We start from the raw sequence: 12,969 nt of genomic DNA, 5'->3' as shown, positions 1-12,969 counted from the left end.
GTGTAAGGTTATTGTTACATAGTTCTATGGATACCATGATGAATTAACGATATTATATGAGTATAGTAAATACTGGAGGTTAGAGAAATGAGTAATGAAATATTAAGGGTAAGTAATATTGAAAAATACTATGGTAAGAATGGCAATATTACTAAAGCAATTAATAATATAAGCTTTACTGTGAATAAAGGAGAGTTTGTAGGTATTATGGGAGCATCAGGCAGTGGAAAAACAACGCTCCTTAACTGCATTTCAACTATAGATAAAGCTAGTAGTGGTCATATATATATAAATAATAATGATATAACAAAACTTTCGTCAAAAAAAATAGCAAAGTTTAGAAGAGAAGAGTTAGGATTTATTTTTCAAGATTTTAATCTTTTAGATACATTAACAGCTTATGAAAATATAGCATTAGCTTTAACTATATGTAAGATTAATTATGGAGAAATTAATAAGAGAATAACAAATATTGCAGATAAATTAAATATTAAAGATATTTTAAATAAATATCCATATGAAATGTCAGGTGGACAAAAGCAGAGAGTTGCAGCTGCAAGAGCAATAATAACTAATCCATCACTTATATTAGCAGATGAACCTACAGGAGCATTAGATTCAAAATCAGCAAAGGTATTATTAGAAAGTATGGAAAAGTTAAACAAGGATTTAAATGCAACAATTATGATGGTAACTCATGATGCTTTTACTGCTAGTTATGCTGACAGGATACTGTTTATTAAAGATGGAAAGATATTTAATGAACTTATAAAAGGTAATGATAGCAGAAACAAGTTCTTTGATAGGATCATAGATGTAATTACACTTCTAGGAGGAGATGTGAGAGATGTATGCTAAACTTGCAATAAGAAATATAAAAAGAAGTTTTAAGGATTATTCAATTTACTTTTTAACATTAGTATTTGGGGTAGCGATATTTTACACATTTAACTCCATAGAATCACAAACAATTATGATGAACTTAAGTGAGGCTGAAAAAAGTGCCTTCGAAATGGTCAATGTAGTTATGAGCGTAGCATCGGTATTTATTTCTGCTATCTTAGGATTCTTAATTATTTATGCCAGCAATTATTTAATAAAAAGAAGAAAAAAAGAATTTGGAATATATATGACTTTAGGGATGGAAAAAGGAACTCTTTCAAAAATATTATTTATTGAAACATTATGTATAGGTATTCTCTCTTTAATTGTAGGCTTAGTGGTAGGAACATTGTTATCGCAAGGGTTATCAATATTTACAGCCAAGTTATTCCAAGTGGATATTGTAAGATTTAAATTTGTTTTTTCAAAAAGTGCATTTATAAAAACATTGGTATGTTTTGCAATAATATACTTGATAGTTTTATTATTTAATTCTAATGTTATTAGAAAAGTTAAATTAATTGATTTGTTAAATGCTGCAAAGAAAAATCAAGATATCAAAGTAAGAAATCTTTGGCTATCAGTTGTTATCTTTATAATAAGTATTACTTTATTAGGTGGAGCATATTATTATGTGTTAAAAATGGGTGTTGCCATTATTACATCATCATTATTTATCATCGTAGCTATGGGAGCCTTAGGAACATTTTTATTTTTCTTTGCTCTTTCAGGTTTTTTATTAAAAGTAATGCAAAGTAATAAAAATAAATATTTTAAAAATTTAAATATGTTTATCTTAAGACAAATTAACAGCAAGATAAATACAACCTTTATTTCCATGACTTTTATATGCTTAATGCTTTTTGTTTCTATATGCACATTATCAGGTGGCCTTGGAATAAATAAATCAATAAACCAAGGTTTGAAATATTCGAGTCAATTTGATGCTACTTTTTGGAATTATCAAGGGTTAGATATAAAAGAAGAACTTATGAATAAAGGAATAGATTTAGATAGTATTGCCAACAGTTATTCAGAGTATAAGTTATATGATAATGATTATAGTTATAGAGATTTTCTTACTGAAGAGGCTATAAATAAAACTAAAAAGTATTATCCTGTATTTTCAAATGAAAACATACCAGTAATGAAGGTTTCAGAGTTTAACAGTGTTATGGAAATGATAGGAAAAGAACAAGTTAAATTAGCAGATGATAAATATATGGTATGTAGCGATGTAAAAGATTTTAAAAAGTATATAATGGAAGCTACTAAAAACAATACTGAAATAGTTGTAAACGGAGAAAAATTATTACCAGCACAAATAGAGTCTATAGAAGTGACTACTTATAATCAAATGCTAGAAAATAATTTATGTACTTTTATAGTTAATGATGAAGTTTTAAATGGAGTGGAACCATATAATTCATATTTAAATATTAATTATAAAAATAGTGAAGGTGATGAATATTTAGCTAGCAAATTTAGAGAAAATAATATTGATGACTCTGTATATGTATATTATCTTACAAAGAAAGATTTATTAGCTAATTCAGCTGGATTTGGCACAATGATTTCTTATCTTGCTATTTATATTGGAAGTGTCTTTTTAATAGCATCAGCAGCAGTATTAGCATTACAGCAGTTATCAGAAGCAGCAGATAATATAGACAGATATGCATTACTTAGAAAAATTGGTGTAGATGAAGAGATGATTAATAGATCTATTTTAGTACAAATAGCAATTTATTTTATGATTCCTTTATCACTTGCTATAGTACATTCAATTTTAGGATTAAAGATTTCTTCAGATATAGTTTCTGTTTTTGGTGATGGATCTATAATGAATTATATTATAGTAACAATGATTATAATGATTATAATATATGGTGGATATTTTATTGCAGCATATAATGGAGCTAAGAAAATGTTAAAATATTGCTAAAAAGAGAACTTATTAAATTAAAAATCATAAAATATTTATATAGCAATATTATAGGATGAGACATGAATAATTTGGATTATTATAATTTTGATAGTAACTGCAATAGCGGTAGTACTTTGGATAGCATAATAAATGGTTTGCCTTTGGATGACTTAGCTGATGCTTTACTAAGTAATGCCAATAATCCCAATAATCAATTTACTTATTGTGATTTTTTTAATATATTACTATGTTATGGATCGCAGTTTATAAATTTGATTTATGTAATATTATTTTTATATTGGTGGAGTAATCAAAGTATTTATTGCTTCTTAATGAATCAAAATTGTCAGTTGACAAATGGCTTAAGTGATGCACTACAACAATGTATGGATAATTGTTGTAGATAGAAATAGCTTATTGGCTATTTCTTATTTTTTTATATATACATAATATGTTTTCTGTTATAATAAGAAAATAAACAAATTATTGGTAGTGAGGTGTAGGCAAAATGGCAAAGGTTATTGTTATAGGAGGTGGGCCAGCAGGTATTATGGCAGCTATAACGGCAGCTAAAAATAATGAAGTTATCTTAATAGAAAGAAATAATGAAATAGGTAAGAAGTTAAAGCTTACTGGTGGTGGAAGATGTAATATCACTAATAACAGAGATATTGAAGAGTTCTTTAGTAAAATAGTAACTAATAACAAATTTTTATATAGTGCTTTATACACTTTTTCAAACTATCAACTACTGGAGTACTTAAGTGAAAAAGGACTAGAATATAAGGTGGAATATGATGAAAAAGTATATACAAAAAGCGATAAAGCAGATGAAGTAATATCTTTATTTGAAAATGAGTTAAGAGAGAACAATGTTAAGATATTGTATAATACAAAGGTTGAAGATTTAATTGTGAAAGATAATGTAGTAAAAGGTGTGATACTTGACACAGGTAAGTCTATTAATGGAGATAAAGTGATAGTTACAACAGGAGGGAAAAGTTTTCCCACAACTGGTTCAGATGGAAGTATGTATGATGTTATTAAGAAATATGGTCATACAATAACACCTATTTATCCAGCTTTAATTCCACTTGTCATAAAGGAGGAATTTGTTAAAAATCTTCAAGGGATAGCTATGAAGGATGTACATATACAGGCAAAATTTAAAAAGAAGAAGTTTGAAAAAGAAGGAGATATGATATTTACTCACTTTGGAATATCAGGTCCAGCAGTATTAAAAATTTCTTCATACTTAAATAAAGCTTTAGCTGATGGTGAAGTTGAAGTCGTTTTAGATTTTCTTAAAGATAGGTCAAAGGAGGAACTTGCACAGATAATTAGAAGTAACAGTAATAGGTTCGTTTTAAATAATTTAAAGGGAATTTTGCCACAAAATTTCTTGAAGCAGATATTTGAAATGCTTAACTTAGTAGAAGTTAAAGCCAGTGACTTGAAAAAGGAAGATGAAATTAAGATAATTGAGTATATAAAAGAAATGAAGCTTACAGTAAGGGAAACTTTAACTATAAAAGCTGCACAGGTAACGTCAGGTGGAGTTAAAGTAAAGGAAATTAATGCTTCTACCATGGAATCAAAATTAATAAATAATTTATATTTTGCTGGAGAAGTAATTGATATAGATGCTGAAACAGGAGGATATAATCTTCAAATGGCATTTTCAACAGGATATTTAGCAGGAAGTGATTTTTAAGTAAAAAAAAGCCTCGTAGTAGATTTACTATGAGGCTTAGCTTTATGCCGAAAGATAGGAGTATAACTTTTGCTTAGTGTTATAATATATATTATGAAAAGGCATAATAAGATGTTACTAAAATAAAAATAAAGCATAAAATACTAATATATTAATTTTACGTGAAGTTTTAGAATGAAAAATGAATATGTATGATTTAAATGAAATATATGAAATGCTTAAGAGAAATGGATATGTGAAAAACGAAGATGATGTGTCAAATAATATTCCTGAGGTAGATCCTTCAGGGGGAGGGAATAGTAATTGTTGTGCTAATCTAAATTTAGATATTCCTGGAGGGTTTCAAGATATAAATCCCATAGTTTTTATAACTATTGGTGAGTTGATTGGTAATATTATAGCTGGAAATGTACCTTTTAATGTAGCTGTGGCTATATCTAATTGGCTTAATTTAGTGGGACAAGCAATAGAAACTTATGGAGCACAACAGCAATACTTTCAAAATGGACCAGGACGTTATTATGACTTAAGATATAAAAATGTAAATAATCCTTTTTGTAGTTGCGATTCCAAGGAAAATTCCAATAGTGATTGTAATGACAGTGAAAATATTAGGAATAGTTCAGAAAAGAGCAATATCAATGGCTGTGAAAGATTAGAAAGTCTTATGGAAGAATTGAAAGAGCAGATAGAAAAATTAAAAACAAGAGTAACTTCTTTAGAAAAGACTTTGGTAGATAATATGAACACCTAAGTTTAATTATACGTAATATGGTAATAGCAATAATAATTATGGAGAAAATATGGCTTGGGATGCAGATATTATTGATGATAGAGTTAAAGACCAATATGATAGTAAAAAGAATAATAAAAATAAATTCAATAATAAGTGTAAAATAGATCCAACTGGTGGTGCAAATTCTAATGAGTATAAATATTGTGATTTAGATATTCCGTTTGGTTTTCAAGATATAGATCCAATGCTTATTACTGTTTTAGGAGAAGTGGTTGGCAGTATATTATCAGGTAATATGCCTACAAATGTAGCCAATGCGTTTGGAAATTGGGTACAGTTAATTGCCCAGGTAATAGTAATGTTTAATGCTCAGCAACAATATTCACAAGCAGGGCCAGGAAGGTACTATAGTCCAGACTATCGAAATATATCCAACCCATTTACAGCAGAACCTTCAACTTCTGATGGTTATGAACAAATTGTTAAGAAGAAAAATAAAAAGAAATCTCATAAAGAAAGAAAACAAAGTCATAATGGAAAATATGAAGAAGATATTATAAATCAATTAAATGATAAAATCTTAGCTTTGGAAAGAGAAATAGAGGAATTGAAAAATAAAATGTAAGTTATCTAAGGAGCTTTACATTTTATTTTTTTATTTTAAAATAGTAATTAAATTTAGGTTTTACTGGTTCAGTAGGTACTTTATTAGTAAGTAAAAATAAGGCAAAGCTTTGGACTGATGGGAGATATTTTATTCAAGCAGAGGAAGAATTAAATTTAAAAAATAAGGTATTGTAAAAAAATAAATATAAGTTTACAATAAAAAGGACAATAATATATATAATTTGCTAGGGGTGCTATAAAAAGCTGAGAGATATAACATAATCAACCCTTGTACCTGAACTGGATAATGCCAGCGGAGGAAAGCGTAAATCGATGACGAATTATTAATGATGAATTAAAATGAAACTACTTTTATTTAAGTAGATTAATTATTCATATTCAATAGCTGTACTCTGGATAAGAGTGCAGCTTTTTTTTATATTTATCGTTGATAATTTGTAATTAACTTAATGGGAGGGGGAATAATTTTGAGAAATTACAGAGTACCAACATTGACTATTGCAGGATCTGATTCTTCAGGAGGTGCAGGAATTCAAGCAGATTTAAAAACATTTAGTGCTATTGGTACATATGGCATGAGTGTTATTACGGCAGTAACAGCACAAAATACAGAAGGTGTCTTTGCTGTTGAGGAGTTAAGTGGTGAAATAATAAAAAGTCAAATAAAAGCGATTTTTGATGATATTGAGCCAGCAGCTGTGAAAATAGGTATGGTGTCTAGTCCAGAAATAATAGTGGATATAGTAAATACCATGAAGAAATATAATCCAAGTTTTTTGGTAGTTGATCCAGTGATGATTTCTAAAAGTGGATATTCATTATTAAAGTCTGAAGCAAAGGAAAATTTAATAAAATATCTAATACCTATGGCTTATTTAGTAACGCCTAATGTTCCTGAAGCAGAAGAAATTACAGGGATAAAGATTAATTCTGTTACAGATATGAAAGTAGCCGGGAAAAAAATATTTGAGCTGGGGCCTAAATTTGTGCTGGTGAAAGGTGGTCATTTAGATGGTGAAGCAGTAGATGTATTAATTGGTGAGAATATTTTTGAAGTATTTGAAACAAAGCGTATAAATAGAAAAAATACCCATGGTACTGGCTGCACAATATCATCAGCAATAACAGCTTATCTTGCATTAGGATATGGTATTAAAGAAGCTGTAGAATTAAGTAAGAAGTATATTACTGAAGCTATTGAGCATAGCTTTGATATTGGACATGGAGTGGGGCCAGTTCATCATTTTTATAAATTTGAAGGGTTAACATTCAGTAAATAAGAAAGATAAAGCATCGAGGGAGTTAAGATATGTATGAGTTAATAAACAAGGTTAAGGAAATAAATCCACTGGTAGTACATTATACTAATGAAGTAACAATAAATGATTGTGCAAATGTGACTTTAGCACTGGGAGCTAGTCCTCTTATGAGCTATAGTTATGAAGAAGTAGAAGAGGTCATAGGCATTTCTTCAGCAGTAGTCATTAATATAGGAACTATGAATTCATCAAGACTTGATTTATTTGTGAAAGCTGGAAAAGCAGCTAATAAATATAATAAACCTGTTATTTTTGATCCAGTGGGAGTTTTTGCAACAAATACAAGAAGTGAGTTTGTTAATAAACTTTTAAATGAAGTTAAGTTTGATGTGGTTAAGGGAAATGTAGCAGAAATTAAATATATATGTGGTCTAGATGTTAAAGGAAAAGGTGTAGACTCTCTTGATGATGGAGAAGATATAATCCAAATAGTGAAGAAAGCTGCCAAAAGATTAGAATGTGTAGTAGTTGCTACAGGAGTTAACGATTATATATCTGATGGGAAAAATGTATTAAGAATTGAAAATGGAACAGCGAAATTAAAAGGAATAACAGGTACTGGATGTATGACTGGTAGTTTAATAGGAAGTTTTTTAGGAACAGGAGAAAATAGATTGGAAGCCACTGTTATGGCAATGCTTGTTATGGGTATTGCAGGAGAGTTAGCAGATAAAGGTGATACTCCTTTGGGAACCTTTAAAATTAAATTAATGGATAATATATATAAATTAAATAAGAAGTTACTTGAAGAAAATTCAAGAATAATAAAGATAGAAGAAAAACAATAAGTAGGGGGAATAAAGATGATAATATTTTTAGGAATAATTTCAGCAATTATAGTGATATCATATGTAATTGATTTAAAAAATAATAGGATGAACACTAAGGAGATGGTAATGGCTTCATTAATAGCGGCAATTTCTTTTATATTAAGTCTTATTCAAATAATTAGATATCCACAAGGTGGAGGTATTGCACTATTTTCAATGCTACCAGTAATGCTTTTTTCATTACTTTACGGTAAGACAGCAGGTGTAACTGCAGGTCTTGTATTTGGATTATTATCACTATTAGATGGGCCGTATGTAATTCATCCAGTACAATTTTTACTAGATTATATATTTCCAACAATGGCCTTAGGATTAGCAGGTACCTTTGGCAGTGATACAAGAATAAAAAGAATATTTGGACCTTTAATGGCGGTAGTGCTTAATGTATTTTCAAAGTTCTTATCAGGGGTTGTATTCTTTGGAGCTTTTGCACCAGAAAATATGGGAGCAGTATTATATTCATTAGTATATAATGGTTCAACAGCAGGTGTTGAAGGAATTCTTTGTGTTGTAATACTAGCAATAATGCCATTTGACAGATTGAAAAAACATGTATGATATTAAATGGATGGAGTTATGGAAGAGCTAAAACTATATTTAATTACTGATAGTGATATATTAAAGGGCCGTGATTTTTATCATTGTATAGAAGAGGCTTTAAAGGGTGGAGTTACCATGTTGCAGTTAAGGGAAAAAGAAGCTGATGGTAAAGAATTTTTAGAAAAAGCTATGAACCTTAGAGAGCTTACTAGGAAGTATGGTGTTAAATTTATCATAAATGATAGAATAGATATAGCAATGCTTTGTGATGCTGATGGAGTGCATCTTGGGCAAAGTGATATTCCAGCAAAGGAAGCAAGAAAATTGATGCCAGGAAAAATAATTGGTGTTTCTTGTAGGACGATGGAAGAAGCTGAAAGGGCCAAGGTAGATGGAGCAGACTATCTAGGGGTAGGAGATATTTTTGGTACTAAAACAAAGCTTGATGCTAAAAGAGTATCATTAGATACCTTAAAAGAGATTAAAGAGAAAGTAAATTTGCCAGTAGCAGCAATAGGCGGCTTAAACTTAGATAACATAGATTATGTTAAAAAATGCAATATTGATGGATATGCTGTTATTTCAGCTATATTAGCTAAGCAAAATATTAAAAAAGAATGTGGAAGCTGGATAATAAAAATAAATAATTAATAAATGTGACAAGTCATAGGAAAAAAACAAGTATGTTTCTATGACTTTTTATTATTAATAAATGGTAAAATTTATGTAAGACAAAGTTATATAGGAGGTAATGATATATGTCATATGGATATTTATTAGATCTTGCACTTATTTTACTGAGTACAAAAGTTTTATCTTTGGTTACTAAGAGATTTAAATTACCACAGGTGGTTGGAGCATTATTGGCTGGTTTAATATTAGGACCTGCGGTATTTAATGTAATAGATGAAACAGATTTTATTAAGCAACTAGCAGAAGTGGGAGTTATAGTATTATTATTTACTGCAGGTCTAGAAAGCAATTTAAGTGAATTTAAGAAAAGTGGAAAGACTTCATTTATAGTAGCAACAATGGGAGTAATAATACCTTTAATTGGAGGCACAATATTAGCATATTGCATCAATGATGGAAAGGTAGGCAATGTAAATATCTTTGTGCAAAATATATTTATAGGCTCTGTTTTAACAGCGACATCTGTTAGTATAACAGTAGAAACTTTACGGGAGCTTGGAAAAGTATCCACTTCTGTAGGAAATATAATCGTAGGAGCAGCCATTATTGATGATGTTTTAGGAATGTTGGTTTTAACGGTTATTACAAGTTTAGCTGATTCATCTGTAAGTGTAGTAATGGTTGTTGTAAAAATGGTAGCATTTTTTATATTTAGTGTGATTGTAGGAATTATCACTTATACATTATTTAATAAATGGGTGGATAAATATGACATTGATAAAAGGAGATTTGTTATAGTATCTTTTGTAATATGTTTATTACTATCATTTAGTGCAGAAAAGTTTTTTGGTGTTGCCGATATAACTGGTGCATATATAGCAGGACTTGTACTTTCATCCAATAAGGAAACTATATATATAACAAAGAGATTTGAAACATTATCATATATATTATTATCACCAGTATTTTTTGCTAGTGTTGGGTTAAATGTAAAGCTACCATATTTAAATGGAGAAATAGTAATGGTTACTATAGCGTTAATTATAGTAGCTGTTCTTACAAAGATTATAGGATGTGGTTTAGGTGCTAAGTTATGTGGATATAATAATATGGAATCAATACAGATTGGTAGCGGCATGGTTACTAGAGGTGAAGTAACACTTATTATTGCCAGCAAAGGATTAACTTTAGGGTTAATAAGTAGTTATTTTTTAGCTCCAATTATAATAATGGTGGTATTTACAAGTATATTTACACCAATATTATTAAAAATTGTTTTTTCAAGAGATAAAAGTAGTGTTCAATGTTGATTTTATAGAAAGCAATCAAGTATAATAATAAACTGATTATTAAATACAGAGGAGAAAAAATATGTATATTGGTAGAAGTCAACAAGAGGAAGAAAAGTATTTACAAACAACCATCAAGGCTATTAATGAACTTATAGAGGAATTTGATGGATTAAGTACTGAACAGGATAAAGAAATAAGAAAACAAAGAAAATTTTTATGGGATAATAGAAATGAATTTGATGAATTTGAGGTTTTAGAAAATTGTAGTCAAATTGCTTTAGAAGAAAAGACTTATGCTAATAAATTAAATAAATTAAAAAGCTTAGAAAGACAATTAAAATCTCCTTACTTTGCTAGATTGGATTTTAAAGAAAAAGGTGAAGAAGGAGATAGTTTTTATATAGGGCTTGCTAGTGTTGAGGATAAAGATAATTTTGATTTTTATGTTTTTGATTGGCGTTCACCTGTGGCAAATATGTTTTATGATTTTGAAGTAGGTCCAGCATTTTATAATGCACCTATAGGAAAAATAGAAGGTGATATTGAATTTAGTAGACAATTTAATATTAAGAATTCAAAAATTGTTTTTACTCATGATTCAGGAGCAGCTTTATGCGATGAATCTTTAACAGCAATGTTAGATAGGAATGCTACAGATAAAATGAAGAATATAGTAGCTACAATACAAAAAGAACAAAATGATATTATTAGGAATGATGATGCAAAAACTTTATTTATTCAAGGTGCAGCAGGTTCAGGAAAAACATCTATAGCTCTTCATAGGGCAGCATATCTTTTATATAAGCATAGAAAAAATCTTCAAGCAGATAATATATTGATTTTCAGTCCTAATGAAGTGTTTGCTGAATATATTAGTGATGTATTACCTGAGCTTGGAGAAAATAATGTTCTTCAGACTACTTTTGATGCATATGCAAAAAAATCTTTACCAGCAGATTATTATTTTGAAAATAAGGCGGAGCATTTAGATTATTTATATAGTGGTGATCAAGAATTAGCCAATAGAGTTTTAGCCATGGAATATAAAAATAGCATGAAATTTATGGAGATTATCGAAAGTTTCTGCAGAGATTTACCAGAAAAGTTGGTAAAATGTAAACCAATATTTATAGATGGTAAGCAGATTATTCCAGTTAAAAGTGTTGCTAATACATTCTTAAAGAGATTTAATGATATACCTTTATTAAATAGGCTTGATGTAGTTAAACAAAGTATTTTTTCACAAGTTGAGAATAGGTTTTTAAATAGCGATTCAGGAGATTATGATTTTGAATATGTAGAAGATAAAGAAAACTTTTATGAACATTGTAAGACAGAAATTAATGCTCAAATAGATAATATGGTAGTAACATTTAATACTGTAGAAATATATAAATTATTATGGAGTAATATTGAAAATTATTGTAATGATGATTTAAGTAAGGTAAAAGAAATAACGTTAGGATATTTAAATAATAGAGAAGTAAAATATGAAGATATAACACCTATGCTATATATAAGAGCAGCCATGGAAGGTTTCAGAAACTATAAGAATGTTAAGCATATCTTAATAGATGAAGCACAAGATTATAGTCCATTATTCTATGAGCTTATTAGAAAATCATTTAAGAATGCAGCAATAACAATTATGGGAGATTTAAATCAAAGAATAGATGAACATTCAAATGTTAAGAATAGAAATGCAATAACAGAAATATTTAATGATATAAAAATTGAAGTGTTATCAAAGAGTTATCGTTCAACAGCCAACATAACTAATTTTACAAGAGAGCTACTTGATACACATGAACCAATTGAAGCAGTAGAAAGAAGTGGAGATAATCCTAAGGTTATAATCACAAAAAATAGAATAGTTGAGGTGGCCAAGACTATTGAAACCATGCAAGAAAAAGGCTATAAATCTATAGCTGTTATATGTAAGACAAAAGCTATAACCAATGATGTTTATAATAAGCTTAAAGAGGTTTTAGATGAAATTAATCTTATTGATACTGAGACTTCAGAGTTTAAAGTAGGAGTAAATGTAATTTCTTCTTACTTATCTAAAGGACTTGAGTTTGATGGGGTAATAGTGTCAGATGGTGAAGAATATTTAAATGAAAGCAATAAGAACTTATTCTATACAGTATGTACTAGAGCTTTACATGAATTAAAAATATTTACTAACAAGGATTTGGCAGAAATGCTACCAAAAGATAAGACTTTATATGAAGTTGAAGAGTGATAATAGAAAGCTAAAAATAAGTATTTGCTTATTTTTAGCTTTTTTAAAGTACAGGAAAGTATAAAATTTTCGATGGCTGAAAGTTAGATGTTATCTAGCTTTCAGCCTTTAAATATGTTAAATTTATTAATTATAAATTAGAGGTTTTTACATATGAAAAAAGGTAAAATAAAAATAATACTAGAAGATCACTGGCATGGGTTCTTAAAAATATATGAAAATAA

11 protein-coding genes, 1 pseudogene and 1 riboswitch are annotated in these 12,969 nt (G+C 28.7%); all 12 genes and pseudogenes read left to right on the top strand.

All coding sequences use genetic code 11. The features are described from left to right. Positions 1–87: 87 nt before the first annotated feature. The 12 genes and pseudogenes from H8R92_RS10115 (at position 88) to H8R92_RS10060 (ending at position 12,745) form a co-directional block, all read left to right on the top strand. Positions 88–858: an ABC transporter ATP-binding protein gene (locus H8R92_RS10115; protein WP_022168413.1), complete on the top strand. Its 771-nt coding sequence runs from the start codon at positions 88–90 to the stop codon at positions 856–858. Further along, positions 848–2,827 (top strand): ABC transporter permease, encoded by a 1,980-nt coding sequence (locus H8R92_RS10110; RefSeq protein ID WP_186835388.1) that lies wholly within the window; start codon positions 848–850, stop codon positions 2,825–2,827. Before H8R92_RS10115 ends, H8R92_RS10110 begins: the two co-directional genes overlap by 11 nt. A 490-nt stretch (positions 2,828–3,317) precedes the next feature. Next, positions 3,318–4,523 carry a BaiN/RdsA family NAD(P)/FAD-dependent oxidoreductase gene (locus tag H8R92_RS10105; RefSeq protein ID WP_186835387.1) on the top strand — a complete coding sequence of 402 codons (1,206 nt, stop codon included), beginning with the start codon at positions 3,318–3,320 and terminating at the stop codon, positions 4,521–4,523. A gap of 181 nt (positions 4,524–4,704) precedes the next feature. Further along, positions 4,705–5,277 (top strand): prefoldin domain-containing protein, encoded by a 573-nt coding sequence (locus H8R92_RS10100; RefSeq protein WP_186835386.1) that lies wholly within the window; start codon positions 4,705–4,707, stop codon positions 5,275–5,277. A 49-nt stretch (positions 5,278–5,326) separates the two neighbouring features. Beyond that, the gene (locus tag H8R92_RS10095) at positions 5,327–5,884 is read left to right on the top strand and encodes a hypothetical protein (RefSeq protein ID WP_022211864.1); all 558 of its coding nucleotides are present in this window, start codon (positions 5,327–5,329) and stop codon (positions 5,882–5,884) included. Between the two features lie 56 nt (positions 5,885–5,940). After that, positions 5,941–6,036 (top strand): annotated as a pseudogene (locus tag H8R92_RS10090) (aminopeptidase P family N-terminal domain-containing protein); the annotation flags it as partial. A gap of 66 nt (positions 6,037–6,102) precedes the next feature. Further along, a riboswitch (TPP riboswitch) is annotated at positions 6,103–6,204 on the top strand. A gap of 149 nt (positions 6,205–6,353) precedes the next feature. Then, positions 6,354–7,166 carry a bifunctional hydroxymethylpyrimidine kinase/phosphomethylpyrimidine kinase gene (gene thiD / locus H8R92_RS10085; protein WP_186835385.1) on the top strand — a complete coding sequence of 271 codons (813 nt, stop codon included), beginning with the start codon at positions 6,354–6,356 and terminating at the stop codon, positions 7,164–7,166. Positions 7,167–7,195: 29 nt separating this feature from the next. Then, positions 7,196–7,993 carry a hydroxyethylthiazole kinase gene (gene thiM / locus H8R92_RS10080; RefSeq protein ID WP_186835384.1) on the top strand — a complete coding sequence of 266 codons (798 nt, stop codon included), beginning with the start codon at positions 7,196–7,198 and terminating at the stop codon, positions 7,991–7,993. A 15-nt stretch (positions 7,994–8,008) separates the two neighbouring features. Continuing rightward, complete coding sequence (gene thiT / locus H8R92_RS10075; RefSeq protein ID WP_186835383.1) at positions 8,009–8,593, top strand: energy-coupled thiamine transporter ThiT; 585 nt, start codon at positions 8,009–8,011, stop codon at positions 8,591–8,593. Positions 8,594–8,599: 6 nt separating this feature from the next. After that, on the top strand, positions 8,600–9,226 hold the full coding sequence (thiE, locus tag H8R92_RS10070; RefSeq protein ID WP_186835382.1) for a thiamine phosphate synthase: 627 nt from the start codon (positions 8,600–8,602) through the stop codon (positions 9,224–9,226). Between the two features lie 107 nt (positions 9,227–9,333). Beyond that, complete coding sequence (locus H8R92_RS10065) at positions 9,334–10,518, top strand: cation:proton antiporter (protein ID WP_186835381.1); 1,185 nt, start codon at positions 9,334–9,336, stop codon at positions 10,516–10,518. A gap of 61 nt (positions 10,519–10,579) precedes the next feature. Beyond that, entirely contained in the window at positions 10,580–12,745 is a 2,166-nt protein-coding gene (locus tag H8R92_RS10060) for a HelD family protein (RefSeq protein ID WP_186835380.1), read from the top strand. Positions 12,746–12,969: the final 224 nt, after the last annotated feature.

The sequence above is a fragment of the Clostridium lentum genome, from assembly GCF_014287815.1.
Taxonomy (GTDB): domain Bacteria; phylum Bacillota; class Clostridia; order Clostridiales; family Clostridiaceae; genus Clostridium; species Clostridium lentum.
This window is presented reverse-complemented; position numbering and strand designations above follow the sequence as displayed.